Source organism: Citrobacter sp. MGH 55 (assembly GCF_016906145.1).
GTDB classification, from domain to species: domain Bacteria; phylum Pseudomonadota; class Gammaproteobacteria; order Enterobacterales; family Enterobacteriaceae; genus Citrobacter_A; species Citrobacter_A amalonaticus.
In genome coordinates this window covers 3,044,633-3,069,958 of the sequence record NZ_CP070239.1, presented here as the reverse complement: position 1 = coordinate 3,069,958, position 25,326 = coordinate 3,044,633, and the positions used below count along the sequence as shown (strand labels likewise).

At 53.5% G+C, this 25,326-nt stretch carries 21 protein-coding genes; 6 read left to right on the top strand and 15 right to left on the bottom strand.

Translation table 11 applies throughout. The features are described 5' to 3' along the window. Positions 1 to 53: 53 nt before the first annotated feature. The 6 genes from mglC to folE all read right to left on the bottom strand — a co-directional run bounded on the left by mglC (position 54) and on the right by folE (position 6,968). Positions 54 to 1,064: a galactose/methyl galactoside ABC transporter permease MglC gene (gene mglC / locus JTI98_RS12330; protein ID WP_043000126.1), complete on the bottom strand. Its 1,011-nt coding sequence runs from the start codon at positions 1,062 to 1,064 to the stop codon at positions 54 to 56. A gap of 15 nt (positions 1,065 to 1,079) precedes the next feature. After that, positions 1,080 to 2,600 carry a galactose/methyl galactoside ABC transporter ATP-binding protein MglA gene (gene mglA, locus JTI98_RS12325; protein ID WP_216081307.1) on the bottom strand — a complete coding sequence of 507 codons (1,521 nt, stop codon included), beginning with the start codon at positions 2,598 to 2,600 and terminating at the stop codon, positions 1,080 to 1,082. A 66-nt stretch (positions 2,601 to 2,666) separates the two neighbouring features. After that, positions 2,667 to 3,665: a galactose/glucose ABC transporter substrate-binding protein MglB gene (gene mglB, locus JTI98_RS12320; protein ID WP_043000124.1), complete on the bottom strand. Its 999-nt coding sequence runs from the start codon at positions 3,663 to 3,665 to the stop codon at positions 2,667 to 2,669. Between the two features lie 294 nt (positions 3,666 to 3,959). Further along, positions 3,960 to 4,985 carry an HTH-type transcriptional regulator GalS gene (gene galS / locus JTI98_RS12315; RefSeq protein WP_044258641.1) on the bottom strand — a complete coding sequence of 342 codons (1,026 nt, stop codon included), beginning with the start codon at positions 4,983 to 4,985 and terminating at the stop codon, positions 3,960 to 3,962. 142 nt (positions 4,986 to 5,127) lie between these two features. Then, positions 5,128 to 6,285 (bottom strand): DUF418 domain-containing protein YeiB, encoded by a 1,158-nt coding sequence (yeiB, locus tag JTI98_RS12310; RefSeq protein WP_044326533.1) that lies wholly within the window; start codon positions 6,283 to 6,285, stop codon positions 5,128 to 5,130. Between the two features lie 14 nt (positions 6,286 to 6,299). Beyond that, positions 6,300 to 6,968 (bottom strand): GTP cyclohydrolase I FolE, encoded by a 669-nt coding sequence (gene folE / locus JTI98_RS12305; RefSeq protein ID WP_043000121.1) that lies wholly within the window; start codon positions 6,966 to 6,968, stop codon positions 6,300 to 6,302. A 308-nt stretch (positions 6,969 to 7,276) separates the two neighbouring features. On the opposite strand from folE, the gene fghA reads away from it, so the two are divergent. Both fghA and JTI98_RS12295 read left to right on the top strand, forming a co-directional pair. After that, the gene (gene fghA / locus JTI98_RS12300; RefSeq protein ID WP_044326534.1) at positions 7,277 to 8,113 is read left to right on the top strand and encodes an S-formylglutathione hydrolase; all 837 of its coding nucleotides are present in this window, start codon (positions 7,277 to 7,279) and stop codon (positions 8,111 to 8,113) included. Between the two features lie 284 nt (positions 8,114 to 8,397). Continuing rightward, positions 8,398 to 10,383 (top strand): ligand-gated channel protein, encoded by a 1,986-nt coding sequence (locus JTI98_RS12295; RefSeq protein ID WP_044258635.1) that lies wholly within the window; start codon positions 8,398 to 8,400, stop codon positions 10,381 to 10,383. A 64-nt stretch (positions 10,384 to 10,447) separates the two neighbouring features. On the opposite strand, the gene lysP is transcribed toward JTI98_RS12295, so the two are convergent. After that, complete coding sequence (lysP, locus tag JTI98_RS12290; RefSeq protein ID WP_043000118.1) at positions 10,448 to 11,917, bottom strand: lysine-specific permease; 1,470 nt, start codon at positions 11,915 to 11,917, stop codon at positions 10,448 to 10,450. A gap of 185 nt (positions 11,918 to 12,102) precedes the next feature. Continuing rightward, positions 12,103 to 12,966 carry a DNA-binding transcriptional regulator YeiE gene (yieE, locus tag JTI98_RS12285; RefSeq protein WP_043000117.1) on the bottom strand — a complete coding sequence of 288 codons (864 nt, stop codon included), beginning with the start codon at positions 12,964 to 12,966 and terminating at the stop codon, positions 12,103 to 12,105. A gap of 99 nt (positions 12,967 to 13,065) precedes the next feature. Here yieE and JTI98_RS12280 point away from each other — a divergent pair, with 99 nt between their 5' ends. The 3 genes from JTI98_RS12280 (at position 13,066) to JTI98_RS12270 (ending at position 16,170) form a co-directional block, all read left to right on the top strand. Further along, positions 13,066 to 14,115, top strand: a complete 1,050-nt coding sequence (locus JTI98_RS12280) for a YeiH family protein (protein ID WP_044326536.1) — start codon at positions 13,066 to 13,068, stop codon at positions 14,113 to 14,115. Positions 14,116 to 14,218: 103 nt separating this feature from the next. Continuing rightward, on the top strand, positions 14,219 to 15,076 hold the full coding sequence (nfo, locus tag JTI98_RS12275) for a deoxyribonuclease IV (protein WP_043000115.1): 858 nt from the start codon (positions 14,219 to 14,221) through the stop codon (positions 15,074 to 15,076). Between the two features lie 2 nt (positions 15,077 to 15,078). Continuing rightward, on the top strand, positions 15,079 to 16,170 hold the full coding sequence (locus tag JTI98_RS12270) for a sugar kinase (protein ID WP_043000114.1): 1,092 nt from the start codon (positions 15,079 to 15,081) through the stop codon (positions 16,168 to 16,170). Positions 16,171 to 16,225: 55 nt separating this feature from the next. Here JTI98_RS12270 and JTI98_RS12265 read toward each other — a convergent pair whose 3' ends face one another. The 6 genes from JTI98_RS12265 to fruB all read right to left on the bottom strand — a co-directional run bounded on the left by JTI98_RS12265 (position 16,226) and on the right by fruB (position 23,486). Then, positions 16,226 to 17,476, bottom strand: a complete 1,251-nt coding sequence (locus tag JTI98_RS12265; RefSeq protein WP_043000113.1) for a NupC/NupG family nucleoside CNT transporter — start codon at positions 17,474 to 17,476, stop codon at positions 16,226 to 16,228. A gap of 85 nt (positions 17,477 to 17,561) precedes the next feature. Next, positions 17,562 to 18,497 (bottom strand): pseudouridine-5'-phosphate glycosidase, encoded by a 936-nt coding sequence (locus tag JTI98_RS12260; protein ID WP_044258629.1) that lies wholly within the window; start codon positions 18,495 to 18,497, stop codon positions 17,562 to 17,564. Beyond that, the gene (locus JTI98_RS12255; protein WP_058586831.1) at positions 18,485 to 19,426 is read right to left on the bottom strand and encodes a pseudouridine kinase; all 942 of its coding nucleotides are present in this window, start codon (positions 19,424 to 19,426) and stop codon (positions 18,485 to 18,487) included. Before JTI98_RS12255 ends, JTI98_RS12260 begins: the two co-directional genes overlap by 13 nt. 283 nt (positions 19,427 to 19,709) lie before the next feature. Further along, positions 19,710 to 21,401: a PTS fructose transporter subunit IIBC gene (fruA, locus tag JTI98_RS12250; protein ID WP_044258626.1), complete on the bottom strand. Its 1,692-nt coding sequence runs from the start codon at positions 21,399 to 21,401 to the stop codon at positions 19,710 to 19,712. Positions 21,402 to 21,417: 16 nt separating this feature from the next. Further along, positions 21,418 to 22,356 carry a 1-phosphofructokinase gene (gene fruK / locus JTI98_RS12245; protein WP_043000110.1) on the bottom strand — a complete coding sequence of 313 codons (939 nt, stop codon included), beginning with the start codon at positions 22,354 to 22,356 and terminating at the stop codon, positions 21,418 to 21,420. Then, positions 22,356 to 23,486 (bottom strand): fused PTS fructose transporter subunit IIA/HPr protein, encoded by a 1,131-nt coding sequence (gene fruB, locus JTI98_RS12240; RefSeq protein ID WP_044266153.1) that lies wholly within the window; start codon positions 23,484 to 23,486, stop codon positions 22,356 to 22,358. The genes fruK and fruB overlap by 1 nt, the downstream gene beginning before the upstream one ends. Before the next feature lie 369 nt (positions 23,487 to 23,855). On the opposite strand from fruB, the gene setB reads away from it, so the two are divergent. Beyond that, complete coding sequence (gene setB / locus JTI98_RS12235) at positions 23,856 to 25,037, top strand: sugar efflux transporter SetB (protein WP_216081306.1); 1,182 nt, start codon at positions 23,856 to 23,858, stop codon at positions 25,035 to 25,037. Here the strand turns inward: setB and JTI98_RS12230 are convergent. Continuing rightward, positions 25,034 to 25,288 carry a YkgJ family cysteine cluster protein gene (locus tag JTI98_RS12230; protein WP_043000107.1) on the bottom strand — a complete coding sequence of 85 codons (255 nt, stop codon included), beginning with the start codon at positions 25,286 to 25,288 and terminating at the stop codon, positions 25,034 to 25,036. The genes setB and JTI98_RS12230 overlap by 4 nt on opposite strands. Positions 25,289 to 25,326 lie beyond the last annotated feature (38 nt).

The window sequence follows — 25,326 nt, the reverse complement described above, 5'->3', positions numbered from 1 at the left end:
AAAAAAACCGGCGCAGAGCACGTCTGCACCGGTTTGATTCTGCCCTGAAGGGATTACTTCTTACGCGCGTATTTCAGTGAATCCAGTGCGACCGCAAAGATAATGATGCCGCCCTTGATGATGTACTGCCAGTACGGGTTAACGCCGATGTAGGTCAGACCGTAGTTGATGACGGTAAAGATGATCACACCGGTCACCACGCCGAACACCGTTCCCACCCCACCGCTAAACGATACGCCGCCGACCACGCACGCCGCGATCGCATCCAGTTCGTACATAAAGCCCAGGTTGTTGGTTGCTGAGCCGATACGCCCCGCTTCCAGCAGACCGCCGAAGGCATAGAACACACCGGACAGCGCATAGATCATCAGCAGGTTCAGCGCCACGTTCACGCCTGATACCTTAGCCGCTTCCGGGTTACCGCCGATGGCGAAAATGTTTTTACCGAAGCGGGTTTTATTCCACAGCACCCAGACAAACGCCACGGCAATTAGCGCATAGAACGTGATATACGACAGCCGGAAGCTGCCCAGTGCGATAAAGCCCTGCGCAAAGGTCGAGAAGCCGCTATCAAAGCCCGAAATCGGTGAAGCCCCCACGAAGTCGTAATACAGAGAGTTGATCCCGTAGACGATAATCATCGTGCCGAGCGTCGTAATAAACGGTGTTACGTTCAGGTAAGCAATGATAATCCCGTTCACCAGACCGATGACCGCGCCAATAGCACAGACGATCAGGATAACCAGCGCAATCGGCATGGTCGCCATTTCGGGGAACACTTTATTGGCGTTCTCCATCGACTGTAGCAACGTTGCCGCCACCACCGCCGCCAGACCCACCTGACGACCCGCTGACAGGTCTGTCCCCTGGGTGACAATCAGACCGGCGACGCCCAGTGCAATGATAATACGCACGGAAGACTGGGTCAGAATATTACTTAAGTTAAGCAGACTTAAGAACGTGGGATCCTGGAAAATAATAATGGCCAGCAAGACTAAAAGAACGACGTAAATACCGCCCTCTTTCAGATAAGTAAGAAAACTTTTCTTATTTAACGCACTCATGAGGAGCCCCTGATCTTAAAGGTGCAAAGACGCAAGACGCAGAATTTCGTTTTGCGTTGTCGTTTTTGTATCAACAATTCCAGAAACGAGGCCGTTGCTCATGACCAGAATACGATCCGTTATCCCTAACAATTCCGGCATTTCGGAGGAGATAATAATGATCCCCTTACCTTTTTTCGCCAGTTCCGCAATTAACTGATAAATTTCAAACTTCGCACCGACGTCGATCCCACGGGTGGGTTCGTCGAGCATTAAAATTTCCGGTTGCGTCAGCAGCCAGCGACCAATAACCACTTTCTGCTGGTTACCGCCCGAAAGCGAACCAATTTGCGTCTTGTGACCTGGCGTTTTTACCCGCATAGAGTCAATAACCCATTGGGTATCACTTTTCATTCGTGAGTTATCTAACAGACCCACTTTATTTTTGTAATTCTGAATATTGGAAATTAAGGAGTTAAAACCAATGTCCAGATAAGCATAAATCCCGGTAGAACGACGCTCTTCGGTGACCAGCGCGAAACCGTGGTTAATGGCTTCATTCGCACTGTGGTTATTAATCTTTTTGCCGTGCAGCGTAATGGTGCCCGATGATTTCTCACGGATACCAAACAGCGTTTCAACGATGTCAGTTCGCTTAGCGCCGACCAGTCCTGCGATACCGAGGATCTCGCCTTTATGCAAATCAAAGGAAACATCCCGAATGGACGGCTGACGCAGCGAGGTCAGGTTGCGCACTTCAAGAATCACTTCCCCCGGCTTGTTGGATTTATCCGGGAATCGCTGGTTCAAGGAACGGCCGACCATCATGGCGATGATCTTGTCCATATCCAGCCCTTCCAGCGGTTGCGTCGCAATCCACTGTCCGTCGCGCAACACGGTAATTTCATCACACAACTGGAAAATTTCTTCCATTTTGTGGGAGATATAGACAATACCGCAGCCGCGCTCTTTCAGCTTACGAATAATGGTGAACAGATGGTTGACCTCTTTTTCGGTTAACGAAGAAGTCGGTTCATCCATAATCACAATTTTAGCGTTATACGAAAACGCTTTGGCAATTTCGATCATCTGCATTTGCGAGACGGACAATGTTCCGACGCGCGCACGCGGATCGATATCAATATCCAGCTCGTCAAAAATCGCTTTGGTATCGCGGTACATTTTATCCTGATCGACAAACATGCCTTTGGTGGGATAACGCCCCAGCCACATGTTGTCCATAACAGAACGTTGTAATACCAGGTTTAATTCCTGGTGTACCATTGAAATACCATTCTCCAGCGCTTCTTTGGCTGAATGAAAATCGATTTCTTTACCCTGAAATAATATGCTGCCAGAATCTTTTTGATAGATCCCAAAAAGACATTTTAATAGTGTCGACTTTCCTGCGCCATTCTCTCCCATTAATGCATGAATCGAATGTGGGCGGACTTTTAAATTAACATTATCAAGTGCCTTAACGCCGGGAAAAGACTTGTTGATGCCGCTCATTTCCAACAAGAATTCGCCTGACGGCTGAGTAGTTGTGCTGACCATAATTATACCTTGTTGGCCTCGCAGAGTGCGGGATGAAAGGGCGCGATAACATCGCGCCCCACAAACTTACTTCTTAGTGAACTCGGCCAGGTTATCTTTATCAACGCCTACGTAAGGAACGCGGACGATTTTATTTTCGATTTTCCACTCAGTGCCGTCAGCCGCCCCCTTGCCATCGGCAAGGTTTTTCGCCAGGTCAAAGGTCGCTTTTGCCTGGTTGTTCGCATCGTTCAGCACAGTACCGGCCAGTGCGCCGGATTTCACCAGTGCCAGCGCTTCTGGCAGCGCATCGACGCCAAATACCGGTACGCTGGTTTTGTTGTGTGCTTTCAGCGCTTCAACGGCGCCCATTGCCATCGCATCGTTGTTGGCGATAACCACTTCAATTTTGTTGGCGTTCGGACCGGAAAGCCACGCATCCATTTTGTCCTTCGCCATTGCGGTGTCCCACATGGCGGTATCTAACTGCAGCTGTTCGGTTTTGATGCCTTTGTCGTTCAGCTCTTTGATAACGTAAGTGGTACGCGCTTCAGCATCCGGATGACCCGGCTCGCCTTTCAGCAGCACGAACTGAATCTGACCGTCTTTGTTCAGATCCCAGCCCTGGTTTGCCGCCCAGTGTTTGGCAATCAGATCGCCCTGGATAATACCGGATTCTTTGGAGTCAGTACCGACGTAGTAAGCCTTGTCATAGCTGTCCAGCGCTTTACGGGAAGGTTCTTTGTTGAAGAAGACCACAGGCACATTCTGACCGCGCGCTTTTTCGATAACGGTGCCCGCAGCCGCCGGGTCAACCAGGTTGATGGCCAGCGCTTTCACGCCTTTTGCCAGCAGCACGTCGATCTGATCGTTTTGTTTGGACTGATCGTTCTGCGAGTCGTTCATCAGCAGTTGCACATCTGGCGCCGTTTTCGCATCTGCTTCGATAGCCTTACGCACCACAGACATAAAGTTATCGTCATATTTGTAGATTGTCACACCGATGCGAGTATCCGCAGCGTGCGCAGCCGCGCCGAATAACATGCTTGCCATAACGGCAGAAAGGGTCAACACCTTCTTATTCATGGTAACTCCGGTTTTATTATGCAGGGTAGTACGTAAGATAAATGCCCGGCGGGACAAAACGTTAATGAAGTGTTATGTAAACGCCGAAGCTCATTTTAAAAAAATCTCTCTTCCTTGCCCAGTAACGCTCCAGAAATAGGCTTTAATTTCGCTTAAAGCGCTTTTACCTCGGTAAAAGTGATTACTCACAGTTACATCGTAGTTACAGTGCGACAAGCGGTGCCATCATAGCTATCACAATGTTAAGATACTGTGAATTTACTCACATATTGAAAGCGGTTACATCTGGCGAAATCATAAGTTAGTGATCGCCGCCGCATTCTGTCGTACAGCAACCGAATGACGCCGCACGAGGGTCGGCATAAAGCAGTGGGTCGCGGATAAATCCAGCGTTCCCGCAGCGCCCTGTAATGCGAGTTCTGTCGCCAGTTTTGCCATAGAAGCAATGGGATAGCGCACCGTTGTCAACTGGGGATCGGTGTAACGGGCGATGGGAATATCGTCGAAACCAATGATTGAAAGGTGTAAGGGAATGGAAATGCCGTTGTCCTTTAGCGCCGTCAGCGCGCCCGCGGCCATATTGTCGTTATAGGCAAACACGGCGCTTAGCTGCAGGTTGCGCCCCAGCAGCTCAACCATTGCCGCCTCACCGCCCTGCATATCCGGCGATCCGATGCCAATCCAGCTTTCAGGCGCCACAATGCCCTGCTCCTTAAGCGCACTGCTCCACCCTTCCCGGCGCATGACGTCATCTTCAATGCGGTGACTGGAAGCCAGATAGCCAATCCGCTGATGACCATTATTCAATAACATACGGGTCGCCATTTTCGCGCCGCTGATATTGTCCAGGCACACGCAGCGGTGGGCGTAGCCAGGGACAATGCGGTTGATCAGCACCATACCGGGGATCTGATCCATAAACTCGCCCAGTTCCCGATCGCTTAACGCTTTTGAGTGAACGATCAGCGCGTTACAGCGCTGGCGGATCAACACCTCAATGGCATGACGCTCTTTTTCGGCTTCATGATAGCTGTTGCCGATCAGCACATATTTTTGATGCTGTTGAGCGACCAAATCCACCGCTTTCACCAGCGCGCCAAAAAATGCATCGGACACGTCCATCACCACCACGCCGATGGTTTCACTGACCTGCGTGGCCAGCGCCTGGGCATTGGCGTTTGGCCGATAGCCCAGCAGCGTCACCGCCTTCATTACCGCCTCGCGCGTATCAGGACTGACCAGCGCGCTGTTATTTAACACGCGGGAAACCGTCGCTACCGATACGCCTGCCTGACGCGCCACATCACGAATGGTGATCATATTCACTACCCTGTCTGGAATTGCAGCCACTCGCTGCATAACTGGCGGCTATTTTGTCAGCGGAGGGAAAAGGACTACGTGAGTGCGGTCACAGCGATGAAAGCGCTTACATCCATTTTGTTAATGATTGTGATCCAGATCGTTATCTGGATGTATGGGACAAAGATGTCCCTGACGCTCGCAGGGTTAATTGCCGCCAGAGCCACTCCATCGGGCCCTGAGGCAGGAACCGTAACCAGATCACGGAGAAAAGCAGGTTTGCCAGCCACACCGGGATGACAAACAGCAGCAGTTCCAGTCGGTCAAATTTCATAAATAAGCCGAATTGATAAAACAGCGTGGTGCAAATCACGGTTTGTAGCAGATAATTTGTCAGCGCCATTCGCCCGACACAGGCAATCGCATGAGCGATTTTGCTGCGGCTTAACTGCGGCCAGTAACCAAACATCAGCGCGGTATAGCCGAGCGTCTGAAATGGTGCGCTGAGTTCACGCGGGGCCTGTAACAAGAACGCGCACCAGCGATAGCTCCAGTCCAGTTGCCACTGCGCGACCACGGCAGGCAGGTTAATAAGTAGACCCACGGCGATCAGTAAAAAACCGCTGCGTCGGTAATGCGAAAGACGAAACTGCCCTTTCAGCCAGCCACTGCGCATCAGTGCCGCCCCGAGCAACATCATACCCGCCAGTTGCCAGCCATACTGCGCGCCCAGCGCCAGCAGGCTGTTCGATAAGGCATCGATCCGATTACTGATGGCTTCCACGCCGCCATTCACCTTCCAGTATTGTTCATACAGCAACGCAGACGCATCCGGCGTCCAGGCGCGGTTTGTTTCACTGCCGGAGATCGCGCCAAGCAGCAGCAGAACGGCAATGCCGACCAGATAGAGCATCACGCCGGTGTTAAACAGGCTTTTCACCGATGGTGCATCGCGCACCAGTCGCCAGCAGATCAGCCCCACCAGCCCATAGGCCAGCAGAATATCGCCGTCCCAAAACAGCAAGGCATGAATAAAACCAAGTAGCACCAGTAGAGTCAGACGGGACTGGATCCAGCGCTTACCGCGCGGCAGCAGCATTTGCAGGCCCGCGCCAAACAACAGTGCAAACAAAGTGAGAAATTTTACCTGCGCGAACAGATCCAGAATGGCCCATGTCCAGGCATCTGAAGCCGTGATATTTCCGTACCAGGCGGGATTGAGGTAAGCCGCCTTTGGCAAACCAAAGGCGCTGATATTTAACAGCAGGATGCCAAGGATGGCGACGCCACGGACAAAATCCAGCGTGACATTACGCTCCATAGCTCCTGCCTTAATCAGTTGTGATGACGGACCGCGCGCAAAAATTCCTGACGCGTATTCTGGCTCGATTTAAACAGACCGCCAAGCGAGGTGGTGGTGGTTGCACTGGTGGCATCACGAATACCGCGTGCTTTCACGCAATAATGCACCGCATCAATCGATACGGCCACGTTATTGGTTCCCAGCAGAGTTTGCAGCGCGGTCAGGATCTGTTGCGTCAGACGCTCCTGTACCTGCGGACGTTGGGCAAAGAACTGGACGATGCGGTTGATCTTCGACAAACCAATCACCGACTCTTTCGGGATATAGGCCACGGTGGCTTTACCATCAATGGTCACAAAATGGTGTTCACACGTGCTGGTGAGAGTGATGTCGCGTACGGTGACCATCTCATCGACTTTCATTTTGTTTTCAATGACGGTGATTTTCGGGAAATTGGCGTAATCCAAGCCTGAGAAAATCTCATCGACATACATTTTGGCGATGCGATGCGGGGTTTCCATCAGGCTGTCATCGCTCAGGTCGAGGTTCAGCAACTGCATGATCTCGGTCATATGGCCTGAGATAAGACGTTTGCGCGTTTCGTTATCCATCTCATGCACGGGCGGGCGCAGCGGCGTTTCCAGCCCTCGCGCTACCAGCGCTTCATGAACCAGGGCCGCTTCTTTACTGAGTGATGACATTTATTCTTCTCCTGCAGGTGTGGCGCCTCTGCCCTGCGTGGGGCAAAGTTTGTAGGCTGTTGACAGCCTGATTATTGTGCGTGAGGCCGCGCACATAATCCAGTATTCACAACGATAATTATTGAAATCGCCGTTGCCTTTCAAACCGCGTTTCGTAAAAGGGGACGGGAAGGGTTACATCGACGTGTGCTCGATGATGAAGCAAGTCTGCGCGATGCGGAAGTGAAAGTTACTCACAGTGCCATGAATTATCTGTATTATGGGGAGTTTGCGAACACATTCAGGTTCAACACAACAAGGAGCCACGCATGGAAATGCTCGAAGAGCACCGCTGTTTTGAAGGCTGGCAGCAACGCTGGCGTCACGACTCCACCACGCTGAACTGTGCAATGACGTTCAGCATTTTTCTCCCTCCCCCTCGCGATACGACCCCTCCGCCGGTTCTGTACTGGCTGTCCGGGTTAACCTGTAATGATGAAAACTTTACCACTAAGGCCGGTGCGCAGCGTATCGCGGCTGAATTAGGCATCGTTTTAGTCATGCCGGATACCAGCCCGCGCGGTGAACAGGTCGCCAACGATGAGGGGTATGATCTTGGTCAGGGGGCCGGTTTTTATCTCAATGCGACGCAGCAACCCTGGGCTGCTCATTTCCGCATGTATGATTACGTGCGGGACGAACTCCCGTCGCTGATTCAGGCGCATTTTAACGTCAGCGATCGCTGCGCGATCAGTGGACACTCCATGGGCGGTCACGGTGCGCTGATCATGGCGTTGAAAAATCCAGGCAAATACACCAGCGTTTCTGCATTCGCCCCCATCGTTAACCCGTGCCGCGTCCCGTGGGGCGAAAAAGCGTTTCTCGCCTATCTCGGCGAGGATCGCGCCGCATGGGCGCAATGGGATAGCTGTGCGTTGATGTACGCCAGCCAGCCGGAAGACGCCATCCCGACGCTGATTGACCAGGGCGACAGCGATCAGTTTCTGGCCGATCAGCTCCAACCCGCGGTTCTGGCTGAAGCCGCACGCCAGACCGCATGGCCGATGACGCTGCGTATTCAGCCTGGTTACGATCATAGCTATTACTTTATTGCCTCATTCATTGAGGATCATCTGCGCTTCCATGCCGCACATTTGATGAAATAACCGCAGGAGGGCAATGCGCCCTCCTTTTTCTTCTCCCTTTCTCCATGATTTCTTCATTTTTTCCTCACATTTACGTTCCGTTATCTTATTGACTTAAAAGGTTTTTCCTCACAAACCAAACAAACGCAAATGATTTCAATTATCATTTGTGTTTACAAATATTCATTCTTTTGTACAATTTCCCCCGCTTCTTTACCGCTAAGAGTTCTTAAAAGACAAACACATACAGTTGTCATGGCCTTTTACATGGCACGCGGTTTTTATTCGTTTAATGGAATGACAAAATGACTATACCTCACGTTAAGGCTATTGCCATCGTCGTCAGCGCGGCATGCCTCCCATCGCTCGTTCATGCTGCCGATCAGGATACCGTTGTGGTTACCGCGACGGGATTTGAGCAGAAAATCCAGAACGCCCCAGCGTCAATTTCGGTTATTTCAAAACAGCAAATTGAAGACAAAGCTTACCGTGACGTTACCGATGCACTGAAAGATGTCCCTGGCGTAGTCGTCACTGGCGGGGGCAGCAGCAGTGATATCAGCATCCGAGGGATGGCGTCGCAATACACGCTGTTCCTGGTGAACGGTAAACGCATCAGCACTCGCGGTACGCGTCCGAACAGCGATAATTCTGGGATCGAGCAGGGCTGGCTGCCGCCGCTGGAGTCCATCGAGCGTATCGAAGTCATCCGTGGCCCGATGTCCTCGCTGTATGGATCCGATGCGATGGGCGGCGTGATTAACGTGATCACCAAAAAAGTCTCTAACACCAAAGGCTGGACCGGTTCTCTGCACGGTGACGCTACTTTCCAGGAAAACAGCGACTCCGGTGATCTGTTCCAGACCAATGCCTATGCTTCTGGTCCGCTAATCGACGGCTTGCTGGGCGCGAAAGTCACCGGACTGCTGTCCCGCCGCGCGGAAGATCAGATCGTCAACGGTTACAATGAGCAGCGCCTGCGTAACGGCGGTCTGACCCTTAACTTTACACCGGATGATAAGAACGACATCGATTTTGATATCGCTCGTGAATTGCAGGATCGCAACAGTACGCCAGGTAAATCGATGGCCGAGGAAACCTGCCGGAAAGGCACCTGTAAGCCAAACACGAAAAGTGAAAACCGCTATGAGCACACCACGTATTCACTGACGCACAGCGGCTATTACGATGATTTCAACAGCACCAGCTATATCCAGCAGGAAGAGACCCACAACCCGGGTCGTGAGATGAAGTCATACAACACGATCTTCAATAACCAGAACCAGATTTTCCTCGGCGCCCATACGATGACGCTGGGCGGTCAGTACCGTTATGAAAAACTGCGCGATAACGGCAACCAACTGGAAGCGGCTGACGGTCTGAATAAACTGACCCGCTGGAGCTGGGCGCTGTTTGCAGAAGACGAATGGGCGATGACCGATAGTTTTACCCTGACCGGCGGGATCCGTATGGATAAGGACGAAAACTACGGCGACAACTGGACGCCGCGCGGTTATGGCGTCTGGCATCTGAGCGATCAATGGACCTTAAAAGGTGGCGTCTCCGCAGGCTACCGCGCACCCGATCTGCGTCAATCCTCCGCAAACTGGGGTCAGGTAACCGGTGGCGGTCGTTTGAATGGCATTATTGTCGGCAACCCGGATCTGAAACCGGAAAAGAGCCTGAGCGAAGAGCTGGGACTGCTGTGGGATAACGGCGATAACCTTAATGCCGGCATCACCCTGTTCAATACTGATTTCAAAGACAAGATCACCGAAGTCCGTCGCTGCAATAGCAGCGCCGATCCGGCCTGTACGATTGGCAGCGAAAGCTATGATTTTGTCAGCGATCGCGTGAACGTCGATAAAGCCAACATGCGTGGCGTGGAATCCACATTCGGCTGGAAGATGACCCGCGACCTCAACTGGACGGCTAACTACACCTATACCGAGTCAGAACAGAAGAGCGGCCAGTTTGAAGGCAAGCCATTAAACAAAATGCCAAAGCATATGTTTAACACCACGCTGGACTGGCAGGCAACGGAGACCGTCGGCTTCTGGAGCCGTCTGAACTTCCGCGGTAAAACGTCTGAATACCTGAGCCGCACCTCAATGTCGCAGGGCACACCGTCCTATACGCAGGTTGATGTCGGTCTGCGTTACAACGCGAACAAAAACCTGCTGGTGACAGCCGGGGTGTACAACGCGCTGGATAAACAGATTGATTACGATACCTATGACACCATTCTCGATGGTCGTCGTTATACGGTAGGTCTGACGTACAACTTCTGAGTCCCTCCCAAAAAAAAGCCTCCGCAACGGAGGCTTTTTTATCCCTTCATTCACGCGTTTACGACTATTTCTTCACGCGTTCCGGGAAGTGCATTTCACTGTAACGTACGAAGTGAGTCCCGCGGGTCAGCTTATAGCCGAACCAGATAATCAGGAACAGCGGGATACCAATATAGGTTGCCGCCACGCCGCCCCAGTCAATGGTGTCTTTCAGGAACGCTTCATAGTTCTGGCCCAGCGTGATGATAAGACACAGAACAAACGCGAAGATCGGCCCCAGCGGGAAGAAGCCGGAACGATACGGCAGATCCTTCACGTCATGCCCTTGCAGAACATACCCACGACGGAAACGATAGTGGCTGATGGCAATCCCCAGCCAGGCGATAAAGCCCGTCATCCCGGAAGTATTCAGCAGCCACAGGTACACCGTCTGGTTACCGAACATTGAGGTCAGGAAGCACAGACCGGCAATCACCGTCGTGGCATACAGCGCATTACGCGGAACACCGCCGCGAGACAGTTTCGCAAAAATACGCGGCGCTTTACCATCGCAGGCCAGGGTGTAAAGCATACGGGTTGAGGCGTACATCCCGGAGTTACCCGCCGACAGCACCGCCGTCAGGATCACCGCATTCATCACCGCCGCCGCAGAGAGCAGACCGGCATGCTGGAAGACCAGCGTGAACGGGCTGACGCTGATGTCTTTAACATCGTTACGCAGCAGGCTCGGATCGGTGTACGGAATGATCAGGCTGATAATCAGAATCGCGAAGACATAGAACAGCAGGATTCGCCAGAACACCTGACGCACCGCACGCGGAATGTTCTTCTCCGGATCTTCAGATTCACCGGCGGCAATACCAATCAGTTCCGTCCCCTGGAAGGAGAAACCGACAATCATCGCCACGCCAATCATCGCCGCAAAGCCACCGGCAAACGGCGCATCGCCCGTCGTCCAGTTGCTCCAGCCCACCGGCTGAGTGCCTTTGAAAATACCGACGATCATCATAACGCCAACAATGATGAAGATAATCACAGTGGCCACTTTGATCAGTGAGAACCAGTATTCCGCTTCACCAAAGCCTCTGACCGAGATGTAGTTCAGCAGGAAGATGACGCCGAGGAACAGCGCACTCCAGATCCAGCCTGGGGTATCAGGGAACCACCAGCTCATCACCAGCTGTGCCGCCACAAGGTCAACAGCGATGGTCACCGCCCAGTTGTACCAGTAGTTCCAGCCCAGCGCGAAGCCGAAGCCTTCTTCAACATAGTTCTGACCGTAGGTCGCAAACGAACCGGACACCGGCATATACGCCGCCAGTTCGCCCAGACTGGTCATCAGGAAGTACACCATCAGGCCAATCAGAATATAGGAAAACAGCGCACCACCTGGACCCGCTGCGGAAATGGTGGCACCAGATGCCACGAAAAGACCTGTACCGATAGAACCGCCAATCGCGATCATCGTCAGGTGACGCGCCTTCAGTTCGCGACGTAACGCGGGCGCTTCTGTGGTTTTAGTTTCGGAAACCATGTGAAAATGCTATCCATCCAAAAAATGAGGCGCGATTGTAGCAGACGAAACGCTCGTCTTCCGGCACAAATGCGCTGTTATAAGAGACCTTCATGACTGGCCGCGGATTATAAGTAATAGCAGAGAATGGGGAACTTACTGCCCCCAGGACTTATCACCGTCAGGCGATCGGTCCCCGGCTGGCATTATTCGCAATAATTGAGGAAGCGCTGGAGCGCATTAGAGAGGTGTTTCTGGCGATGATGGATCCGCCAGAGCGTACGCACCAGACGCGGAAGCGGCACCGCCACTTCGCTCAGCGTTCCCGCCTGGAGTTGTTCATCAATCACGCGTCGTGACAGACAGCTAATGCCCAGCCCATGACGAACGGCATGCTTGATGGCTTCGGAGTTTCCCAGCTCCATCGCCATTTCAAATTTGGGCAGGTGCGACAGCAGCAGATAATCGACAATTTCGCGCGTCCCGGAACCGCGTTCGCGCAGGATCCAGGGGGCGGCTGCGAGCTGTTCAAGCGTCACCGGTCCCTGCGCCAGCGGTGAAGATGGTGCGGCGAAGACCACCAGTTCATCTTCCAGCCACGGCTCCGAGATGATCTCCGTATTGTGACACGGCCCTTCGATAAGCCCAATGTCGACTCGAAAATCGAGCACCGCTGTAATCACATCCTGACTGTTGCCGACGCTAAGTTCCAGCGGCAACGCGGGGAAATCGCGACGATAACGGGCAATCACCCCCGGAAGGATATAGTTGCCGATGGTGCTGCTGGCATACACGCGTATCGCGCCGTTGTCTTCGCGGAACAACTGCTCAATCTCCACCGCCTGCTCCAGCAACGCCAGCGCCCGCGGGTAAAGCAAGCGCCCGTGCTCATTCACCACCAGCCGTTTGCCTACGCGGTCGAAAAGCTGAACGCCCAGTTGACCTTCCAGATCGGTCAGCGCCGCGCTGACTGCCGATTGCGACAGCGCCAGCATCACCGATGCCTGCGTTGTTGAGCCGCTTTTCAAAACTTCGGTGAAGACTTCGAGTTGCCGCAGGGTGATGTGCATGGTCACTTACCACTTATAAAGATTAATTATAAATATATAATCAATTTTATTTTTAAGCCAGTTCGCCGTAACCTTTTGCCCATAAAAGAGGAGAAGGCAATGACAGAACTCACCTTAACGAATCATCGTCGAACAATGTGGCATTTTATTCCGGGGCTTGCCCTGAGTGCAGTGATTACCGGAGTCGCCTTATGGGGCGGGTCCATTCCCGCCGTGGCAGGTGCCGGATTCAGCGCCCTCACCTTAGCGATTTTATTGGGAATGGTGATCGGTAACACCGTCTATCCCCAAATCTGGAAAAGCTGCGACGGCGGCGTCCTGTTTGCCAAACAACATTTATTACGCCTGGGGATCATTCTCTACGGCTTTCGCCTCACCTTCGCGCAAATTGCTGACGTAGGTGTCAGCGGCATTCTGATCGACATCCTGACGCTGTCCAGCACCTTTATGCTGGCGTGCTTTCTGGGGCAAAAAGTCTTTGGGCTGGATCGCCAGACCAGTTGGCTGATCGGCGCGGGTAGCAGCATTTGCGGCGCGGCGGCGGTACTGGCGACGGAACCGGTTGTGAAAGCCGAAGCCAGCAAAGTCACGGTTGCCGTCGCAACGGTCGTGATCTTCGGGACGATGGCGATTTTCCTCTACCCGGCGATGTATCCGCTGCTGGCGCACTGGTTTAGTCCGGAAACCTACGGCATCTTCATTGGCTCCACCATGCATGAAGTTGCTCAGGTTGTGGCGGCAGGACACGCGATTAACCCGGACGCCGAAAACGCAGCGGTGATTGCCAAAATGCTGCGCGTCATGATGCTGGCTCCGTTCCTCATCTTTATGGCCGCTCGCGTTAAGCAACTGTCACCGGCCAACGGTGGGGAAAAAAGCAAAATCACCATTCCGTGGTTTGCCATCCTGTTCATTGTGGTCGCCATTTTCAACTCGTTCCACCTGCTACCGCAGGCGGTGGTGAACATGCTGGTCACACTGGATACGGTCCTGCTGGCTATGGCAATGGCGGCACTGGGGCTGACGACGCATGTCAGCGCGCTGAAGAAAGCCGGGGCGAAACCGCTGTTGATGGCACTGGTGCTGTTCATCTGGCTGATTGTCGGCGGTGGCGTGATTAACGTCCTGGTCCAGCACGTTATTGCATAATTCACTACATCCCGACCCTGTTAACCCGCTATGATTGGCAAGATTCAATTTTCGGATACACAAATCCGCCAGGCCACATCTGGTGGGTTAACAGGAGTCTTTAATGAAATACATCGGAGCACACGTCAGCGCAGCTGGCGGGCTGGCAAATGCCGCAATTCGCGCCGCTGAAATCGAGGCAACCGCGTTTGCACTCTTTACTAAAAATCAGCGTCAATGGCGCGCCGCCCCTCTTACCGCGCAAATCATCGATGACTTTAAAGCCGCCTGTGAGCAATACCACTTCACATCCGCTCAAATCCTGCCGCACGATAGCTATCTGATCAACCTGGGCCACCCGGTCGGCGAGGCGCTGGAAAAATCCCGCGCGGCTTTTCTTGATGAAATGCAGCGTTGTGAACAACTCGGCTTATCTCTGCTTAACTTCCATCCAGGCAGCCACCTGATGCAAATTTCGGAAGACGAGTGTCTGGCAAAGATTGCTGAGTCGATCAACATCACACTCGCCCAGACCGAAGGGGTGACTGCGGTGATTGAAAATACTGCCGGTCAGGGCAGCAACCTCGGATTCAAATTCGAGCACCTTGCCGCCATCATCGATGGTGTAGAAGACAAATCACGCGTCGGCGTTTGCATTGACACCTGCCACGCTTTCGCCGCGGGTTACGACTTGCGTTCCGCCGCCGAATGCGAAAAAACCTTTGCCGAATTCGAGCGCATCGTCGGTTTCCAGTACCTGCGCGGTATGCACCTGAACGATGCCAAGAGTGCCTTTGGCAGCCGGGTCGACCGTCACCACAGTCTGGGCGAAGGCAACATTGGTCATGACGCGTTCCGCTGGATCATGCAGGACGCCCGTTTCGACGGCATTCCGCTGGTGCTGGAAACCATCAATCCCGACATCTGGGCAGAAGAGATCGCGTGGCTGAAAGCGCAGCAAACTGAAAAGGCGGTTGCGTAATCATGAACGACAGGGAAAAACAGATACTCAAAATTCTGCGCCGCAACCCGCTGATTCAGCAAAACGAAATCGCTGATATTTTGCAGATCAGCCGTTCACGCGTCGCCGCGCACATCATGGACCTGATGCGTAAAGGGGCAATCAAAGGAAAAGGTTACATTCTTACCGAACAGGCCTATTGCGTGGTGGTAGGGGCGATTAACATGGATATTCGTGGGATGGCGGATATCCACTACCCGCAGGCCGCCTCTAACCCAGGCAGTATCCACTGTTCTGCGGGTGGCGTCGGGCGCAACATTGCCCATAACCTCGCCCTGCTGGGTCGCGATGTGCATCTGATTTCCGCTGTCGGCAGTGATTTTTACGGCGAGACGTTGCTGGAACAAACACGCCAGGCAGGCGTCAATATCTCCAGTTGCATTCGCCTGCATGGGCATAACACCTCAACTTATCTCTCCATCGCCAATCAGCAAGAAGAGACGGTGCTGGCAATTAATGATACCCATATCCTGCAACAGCTAACGCCGCAGTTGCTGAACAGCTCACGGGATTTAATCCGTCACGCCGGAGTGGTGCTGGCGGACTGCAACCTGACGCCGGAAGCCATTGAATGGGTCTTTACGGTTGCTGATGATATTCCGGTATTTATTGATACCGTTTCCGAGTTCAAAGCGACGAAGGTGAAAACCTGGTTTACGCGCATCCATACGCTGAAACCGACACAAAAAGAGCTGGAGATCTTATGGGGTCACCCCATCAACAGCGATGCCGATCGACTCAGCGCGGTGAATGCCCTTCATCAACAGGGCATTCAACAGATTTTTGTCTGTCTGGAAGATGAGTCAGTCTTTTGTAGCGAGAAAGATGGTGAGCAATTCTTGCTCACGCCGCCCGCGCATACGGTGGTCGACAGCTTCGGTGCCGATGACGGTTTTATGGCCGGACTGATCTATTGCTTTCTGGAAGGGAGCGATTTTCGCGAAAGCGCGAATTTCGCAATGGCCTGTGCGGCCCTGTCACGCGCCAGCGTCAGTATCAACAACCCCACCCTTTCCGCTGATAACGCGCTGTATCTGTTAAAAACAAGCCAGTGAAAACGGCTTATCCGGCCCAGGGTCGGTCCCCTGACCGGATAAGCCATCAGCCACGCTACGCCAGTCCAATAAAGAACCCGGCAATGGTCGCACTCATCAGGTTAGAGAGCGTGGCTGCCGCCAGCGCCCGCATACCCAACTGGGCGATTTCCGGCGCGCGCTGAGGCGAAATAGCCGAGAACGCCCCGACCACTACGCCAATGGAACCAAAATTGGCAAACCCACACAGCGCAAAAGAGATGATGGCGATGGTTTTCACATCCAGGGTGCCGCCATCCTGCAAATAAGGCGACAGGTTGAGGTAAGCGACAAATTCGTTGATTGCCAGCTTCTGCCCAATCAGGCTCCCTGCCAGGGTGGCATCGCTCCAGTCAACGCCCATGATCCACGCCAGCGGGGCTAACACCCAGCCGAAGATCCCTTCAAGCGTCGCATGCCCATAGCCGAACCAGCCGCCAATTCCGCCGATAATACCGTTAAGCAGTGCGATAATCGCGACAAATGCCATGACCACCGTTGCCACGCCTGCGGCAATTTTTAGCCCGGTCATCGCACCGCTTGCCGCGGCTTCGATAATGCTTTTCGGTGGCGTCTCGGTGAAAGAGAGGTTTTCGAAAGTGACTTTTGACTCTTCCGTTGCCGGACTCAGAATACGCGCAAACAGGATCCCGCCAGGAATCGCCATCAGCGAGGCCGCCAGCAGATAATCAATCGGCACGCCCATACCGGCGTAGCCAATCATCATCGAGCCCGCAATCGAGGCCATCCCGCTACAGATCGCGGTAAACAGTTCATTGCGATTCAGGCGGTCAATAAACGGCTTCACAATCGCCGGGATCTCGTTTTGCCCGAGGAAAATCGTTGTGACCGCAACGAACGATTCAATCTTACTGATATTCAGGGCCTTCTGGAAAATCCCGCCCAGGATGCGAATCAGCAGTCCCATCACGCCAATGTAGTACAACAGGCTGATAAGCGCGGTGACAAAAATGATCGCCGGGAGCACGCGGAAGGCGAAGATAAAACCGGCACCATCAAACAGCACATCCATTTTTGGCCCAACCAGAGAGCCAAAAATAAAGGCACTGCCCGCGTCACTGTAAGACATAACTTTATGCACGCCCAGCGCGGCCTGTTCAACCAGCCATTTGCCCGGAGGGAAATAGAGCATGATCCCGCCAATCGCAATTTGCAGCACCAGCGCTGCGCCCACGGTACGTAAGCTGATGTGTTTTTTATTCACTGACAGTAAGTATGCGATCACCAGCAGTACCGCCATACCCACAACACTTCTCATTATATCCATAATGATTTCCCTTCATGCCAGGAAACCCGGCGCGAGGCCAGGTTTTGGTGGTTTCGGGCGACCGCACGCTGCCCGTTCGTTTCGATCAGGCGAGGCGTTGATATTCCTTCGCAATCTCGCAGGCCAGTACGGCGTTGTTAAACACCAGTTGGATGTTGGACTTCAGGCTGTCGCCTCCGGTTAATTCAGCAACGCGCGCCAGCAGGAACGGCGTGCTCTCTTTACCGATAACGCCCTGCTCTTCCGCTTCCCGGACGGCCTGGTCAATCGCCGCATTGATTTTCTCTTCCGCCATGGCGTAGGTTTCCGGGATTGGATTGGCGACCACCAGACCTCCGTTCAGGCCAGTTTGCCATTTCACTGCCATCGCCCGGGCAATTTCCTTCGCGCTGTCGAGACGGATACTGACCTCAAACGGACTGGTACGGCAGAAAAATGCCGGTAACGCAGTGGTCTGATATCCAATTAACGGCACACCGAACGTTTCTAAATATTCCGTGGTTAAACCTAAATCGAGAATAGATTTCGCACCGGCACAAACCACGGTTACATTGGTATGAGCCAGTTCCTGAAGATCGGCGGAAATATCAAACGTATGTTCCGCACCGCGATGAACGCCGCCAATACCCCCGGTAGCAAAAACGTGAATACCCGCAAGGGCGGCAATAATCATGGTTGAAGCAACCGTGGTCGCGCCATTTTTTCCGGCGGCTACCACAAACGGTAAATCACGACGACTGACTTTAGTTACGCTATGTCCTTCGCGACCTAATAATTCAATTTCTTCTTTACTCAGGCCGACTTTCATTACTCCGCCAATAATGGCAATCGTTGCCGGCACAGCACCGTGCTTACGAATAGTTTCTTCGACTTCAATTGCCGTCTGCGCATTTTGTGGAAAAGGCATACCGTGAGAAATAATTGTCGATTCAAGCGCAACAATCGGTTTTTTACTGTTAATAGCGTCCTGGACTTCTGGCGAAATATGCAGTAATTCAGAGGAAATCGTTAATTCAGACATTCTGTGTTCTCCACAAGGGTTTTAACGTTCGCAACAGATAATTCAGGGTTATTGGTATATTCACTGGCCAGCGCCATTGAGGAACAACCCTGTGCAAATCGAATAGAATCAATGAAGGGCATGCCTTCAACCCAGCAGGAAGCGAGTCCCGCCATCATGGCATCTCCCGCTCCGGTAACGTTAACGACATGGGTTTTTATCGGTAGCGACCAGCCGCTCTCACCGTCTTTTTCACTGTAATAGACCCCATCGCCCCCCATGCTGAGTACCAGACGGTGCAAGCCACGCGTATGGAACCAGGCAGCGACTTTCGCAACATCTTCGCGCCCTGAAAGCGCAATGCCGCTGAGAGTTTCCGCCTCAAGACGATTAGGTTTGAGGGTATGAATTTGGGCCAGACGCTCGCGGATCTTGACGCATTTCCACGCCGATACCGGGTCAACAAACACCGGTACATCCCCCACGTTATCCAGTAACCAGGCCAGCGTCTGTTCACTAATATTACAATCTGCCACAATGACACGGGCACCCCGGATAAAATCGAGATGCTGCGCCAGAAACGCCGCCGAAATATGTTCGGTAATGCTCATGTCATTGATTGCCACCAGCATTTCACCGGTATTATCGAGAAGCGATAAATAACTTGAGGTGTTCTCACCGGCAACAATCAGGCAATTATCCACATGCACGCCTGACTGATTCGTCTGTGCCAATAACGATTGGCCATAGAAATCATTGCCAACCGCCGTCATTAACCAGGAATTTTTCCCGAGCAATGCAAGATTGTGAGCGATATTGCGACCAACCCCGCCGGGTGTAAATTTAATTTTCCCCGGATTTGAGTCCGCATAATTCAAGGAAGCATGCGAATATCCTGCAACGTCCATATTGGCGGAACCAATCGTGATGATGTATTCCTTTTCGCGCATAGCACATCTCCTGGTACGAAAATACCATGACTTTGAGATTGTTAAGACTATTCACGGCTCAAACGACTTATTAGAGCACATGTTTATATTCAAACATGTGTTTATAGTAAGCTTGTTTTTATGAAAGTAAACGCACTGGCAAGAGCAAAAGCCGCCAGATATGAACAGAATCACAATTTTTTATAGATACAGTTTGCAAGCGAGGAAATATTTGAGAGGAAGGACACAAAACGGAGAGAAAAAAAGGGCAGAGAACTCTCTGCCCTGGTGTGAAATGATGACTTTATGCCGCTTTGGCGACGGCATCTTCTTCCGGACGTTTCAGGAAGGCATAGGCCAGACCCGCAACCAGCGTACCGGCGACAATGGCAATCAGGTATCCCAACACCGGGGTAATCGCCCCTGGGATCAGCAGAACAAACAGACCACCATGCGGTGCCATCAGTTTCGCCCCAACCGCCATTGAGATCGCCCCCGTCAGCGCGCCGCCAACGATACAGCACGGCAGAACACGCATCGGGTCGCGCGCGGCGAAAGGAATGGCTCCTTCGGTGATAAAGCACAGACCCAGTACCAGCGCCGCTTTACCCCCTTCCTGCTGCGCCTTGTCGAACTTACGACGCGCAACAATGGTTGCCAGACCCAGCGCCAGCGGTGGCACCATGCCTGCCGCCATAATAGCCGCCATTGGCGCGTAGGTTTGTGTACTCAGCAAACCGACGCCAAACGCGTATGCCGCCTTGTTAACCGGCCCCCCCATGTCGGTACACATCATCCCACCGAGGATCGCACCCAGCAGCACCGCATTCGCCGTCCCCATGGTTTGCAGCCAGTGCGTTAACCCTTCGAGGATCCCGGCGACCGGTTTACCGATGAGGTAGATCATAGCCAGACCCACCACGAGGCTGGAAATCAGCGGAATAATCAGGATCGGTTTCAGCGCTTCCATACTCTGCGGCAGCTTCAACTTCGTGCTGATGGCCTTCGCCACATAGCCTGCAAGGAAGCCCGCAATGATCCCGCCAATAAAGCCAGAACCCGTGCTGACGGCGAGCATACCGCCGATAAGACCTGGCGTCAGACCCGGACGGTCAGCAATCGAGAAAGCAATGTAGCCCGCCAGAACCGGCACCATCAGCGCAAAGGCTGAACCGCCGCCAATTTGCATCAGCGCGGCCGCCAGTGTCCCTTCGACTTTAAACGCTTCGATACCAAAGGCGAAGGAAAGCGCGATACACAGACCGCCGGCAACCACCATCGGCAGCATGTAGGACACGCCCGTCAGCAGGTGACGATACGCGCCAGCACTCTCTTTTTTCCCTTCATTCGCCGCAGCCTGCGCTTTGCCGGCGGGCTCATATACCACGGCTTGCGCCACGGCATTATCCAGTTCCTGCGCGGTTTTCTTCAGCGCCAGACCGGTAGAGGTACGGTACATGGGTTTACCAGCAAATTTCGCCAGATCCACTTCAATATCTGCCGCCACAATCACCAGATCCGCCTGGGCCACTTCTTCCGGCGTAATGGCATTGCCAGCGCCCACAGAACCGCGGGTTTCGACTTTCACCCACCAGCCGCGTTTTTTCGCTTCGGTTTCGATCGCTTCCGCCGCCATAAAGGTATGTGCTACGCCGGTTGGGCATGCCGTCACGGCCACGACGCGTTTCGGACCGCTGGTTGTGGCAACAGGCGCTACAGCAACCGGTGCGCTATAAGGCTTCGCGTGACCTTTGGCTTCGCTAAGAAATAGCTCAGGATGCGCCACCGCCCGGGCAATATCACCCAGCCAGACTTTTTTGCCGTTCAACGCGTTGTCATTAGGGATGGCATCGGCCAGTACGATCGCCAGTTCAGCGTCATTTGGATTGTCGATGATATCCAGATTTGCTTTATGCGCCGCCGCACCGAGCAGAGTTTTCGCCATGTAAGCGCGAGCCTGCCCGAGGTTAGCGTCAATAATCAGCAGCGTTTTCATTATGCCTCTCCTGCTGTCAGTTAAACGGTTGTAAGTCGACACGCGACATCATTGCGGCCAACTGAGGACGATCGGTAATACCGACATTGCTCTGACTGACTGCCAGCGCAGCAACGGCTGTTGCCAGACGCAGCGTATGTTCGCTGGATTCACGCATCAGCAGACCGTAAATCAGGCCGCCAACCATCGAATCCCCGGCGCCTACGGTGCTGACCACGTCAACCGAAGGCGGTTTGGCGAGCCATTCTCCCGAGGCGTTCACCCACAGCGCGCCTTCTGCTCCCAGGGAGATCACCACATGTGCGATACCCTGTTCACGTAACGCATGCGCCGCCTCAATCACATCTTTCATTTCTGGCAGCTTGCGGCCGGCCCAGATTTCCAGTTCACGGCGGTTCGGTTTCACCAGCCACGGCGCGGCTTTTAGTCCTGCAACCAGGGCTTCACGACTACTATCAAAGATAATGCATGGACACTGACTGCGCAGACGCGTCATCCAGTCGGTGAAGGCTTCTGGACTCACGCCGGATGGCAGACTACCGCTGACGCACACCATGTCGAACTGACCCAACCAGCTCAGGGAATCATTAACAAAACGCTCCCAGTCGGCAGGCGTGACCTCAAAACCGGAGAAGTTGAAGTCGGTGACTTCACCGTCTTTTTCCGTCAGCTTGACGTTGATGCGGGTACGCCCCTGCACCACCTGAAAACGGTTAGCAATTCCCAGTTCGCTGAACAACTGCTGAAAACCGTCCTGGTTATCTTTGCCGAGGAAACCGCCGACCGTCACGTCGATGCCGAGATCCTTCAGCACTTTGGCGACGTTGATCCCTTTCCCCGCCGCGTGCAGACCGGTCGTTTTTACCAGGTTAACTTCACCGCGCTCAATTTCAGGACAGAACCCCACCAGATCGTAGGCCGGGTTTAGCGTGATGGTCGCAACACGTCTGCTCATTACGCGCCCTCCCCAAGACCGGCAGCGATGGCATCGCCAATCGCTTTCAGCGCCTGTTCAGCATCAGCCCCCTGCGCCGTAAAGCGCAGGCGATGTCCTTTCTTCACGCCCAGCGCCACCACTTTCATCAGACTACGTCCATTTGCCGGTTTGCCGGTTCCATCAAGGTTTGCCACGGTAATTTCACTGTTGAATTGTTTAATCGTATTGACCAGCATGGTCCCCGGACGGGCATGCAGGCCGTGCTCATTGCGGACCACAAACTCGGCGTTCAGCACATCATCAGTCAGTGCGTCATCGCTGGTCAGCAGTGCCAGGACAGTCGCCGTGTCGGCGTTTAGCAGACGGTCAGCTTTCGTCTCCAGCAGCAGATCGCCTAGACGCTTTAGCACGGCGACGGGCTGGTCGTCAGCCATGGCAACGGTCACTAGCAGCGCCGCTTTTTCGCCCTGTACGTCAAAAGCATTTACCGCACGACTCACCGCCACGGCGCTGCGCAGGTTGCCTTCAGCACTGTCGCTGAGCCAGATCCCCTGCCCCAGGTTCATCGGCTGTTCGTTAATCACTTTCGCGACAAACGCCGCATCTACGGCGCCAGCCTCTTTCAGACGTGCCGCATTCAGCGCCTGCAACGTCACTAAATCGGTCGCGACGACATCCAGCATCAGCGTGTCGTTGTCGAGCTTCAGCTGCTCACTCTGCTTTTCGCCCATCAACAACGCACGCAGCTCTTCAGCCGTGGTCGCTGACTTAAGCTGTTCAGCTACGGAGTCATCGCTCAGCACGTGCGTCAGCTGACGCAGCAGACCAAGGTGCTCATCGGAGCTGGCGGCGATGCCAATCGCCACATATGCCACCTGACCGTCACCCCAGGTTACGCCCTGCGGGAACTGAAAAACCTGAACGCCGGTTTTCAGCACCTGATCGCGGGTATCGGTTGTGCCATGCGGAATCGCAATCCCGTTGCCGAGAAAAGTGGACGTCTGCTGCTCGCGAGCAAGCATGCCGTCTACGTAGCCGTCCGCAACGTTGCCAGCCTGCACTAACGCAGCGGCAACCTGACGGATGGCTTCCTGTTTGTCTCCGGCCTGCTCGCCCGGATGAATGTCCTGAACGGATAACTGAAACATGGTTCTCCTCTCCTGCTGAATTGAAACGATTCAGCTTACATGAGAAAAAAGACGCTATACGGTTCCCTCAACTGAAACTCGACAGCGCTGAAACGTTTCAAGAAGTCTTGCGCTTTCTGCTTCAGCACGCAAGTAAAGTTGCATTTTTGATCGCAAAATTTAGAAGCAATGCACATTTTTGCCTCACTGGCGGTAGGTTGCTGAAGTCAATACAGCGTCATTTCACTTAAGGTTCAGCAGCGTCAGCTAACAGCATTGTCAGAGTGAAATGCCATTTTGATTTTTCGTGGCGATTTTGATTTAGTCATCTGTTTATTTCTCACTAAGCGGCGTAAACTCCGCGTCTCGTCACACTACTGATATCCAAACATGCACAATACCCCCGCTGCCGCCTCGCCAAAAACGTTTGACCTGACGTCTACGGCTTTCCTTATTGTCGCCTTTCTCACCGGTATCGCCGGTGCGCTACAGACCCCCACGCTAAGCCTTTTTCTGACTGATGAAGTCCATGCGCGCCCAGCAATGGTCGGCTTCTTTTTTACCGGCAGTGCGGTGATCGGCATCCTGGTGAGCCAGTTTCTGGCGGGACGTTCAGATAAAAAAGGCGATCGCAAAAAGCTGATCGTCTTCTGCTGTGCGCTGGGCATGCTGGCGTGCGTGTTATTTGCCTGGAATCGTAACTACTTTATTTTGCTGTTTATCGGGGTGTTTCTCAGCAGTTTTGGGTCGACCGCCAACCCGCAAATGTTTGCCCTGGCCCGCGAACATGCTGACCGCACAGGCCGTGAAGCGGTGATGTTCAGCTCCATACTGCGCGCCCAGGTTTCCCTTGCGTGGGTGATCGGCCCGCCGCTGGCTTACGCGCTGGCAATGGGCTTCAGCTTTACGGTGATGTACCTCAGTGCCGCGGTGGCGTTTGTAGTTTGCGGGGCAATGGTATGGTTTTTCTTACCGTCCATGCGCAAAGAGACCGCACTGGCGATCGGTACGCTGGAAGCGCCGCGTCGTAACCGTCGCGATACCCTGCTGCTGTTTGCCATTTGTACCTTAATGTGGGGTACCAACAGCCTGTATATCATTAATATGCCGCTGTTTATTATTAATGAGCTGCATCTGCCGGAGAAACTGGCGGGTGTGATGATGGGGACAGCGGCCGGTCTGGAAATCCCGACCATGTTGATTGCTGGCTACTTCGCAAAACGTCTGGGTAAACGTCTGCTAATGTGCATTGCGGTCGCTGCCGGTTTTTGCTTTTACGCAGGAATGCTGATCGCGCACTCCCCTGTTGTGCTGCTGGGTTTACAATTGCTGAACGCCATCTATATCGGTATTCTCGGCGGCATCGGTATGCTCTATTTTCAGGATCTGATGCCTGGTCAGGCAGGGTCCGCCACCACGCTCTACACCAATACCATCCGCGTCGGCTGGATTATCGCCGGATCGCTGGCGGGCATTGCCGCTGAAATCTGGAACTACCATGCCGTTTTCTGGTTTGCGCTGGTGATGATTGTCGCCACCATGGCCTGCCTGTCGCGCATTAAGGATGTTTAGGGCGCGGTCAGCGCTTCAAGATCAATAAGCCAGGTCATCGCCTCGTCGCGGTTCGTTAAGCACATTTCCTGGGACGGTTTGAGGCTGCGACAGACGTTGGGGCGGAGGCTGGAGCCAAAGATACGGCACAGGTTGTCATCTGAGAGCTGGACGCACCTGACGTTTGCGGGCTTTCCCTGCGGCATGCCGGGGATGGGGCTGGAAATAGAAGGGGCAATACAACACGCCCCACAATCCGGACGGCATTCCATAATCTGACTCTCTTTATTGTGACCACCGGACAGGCGCG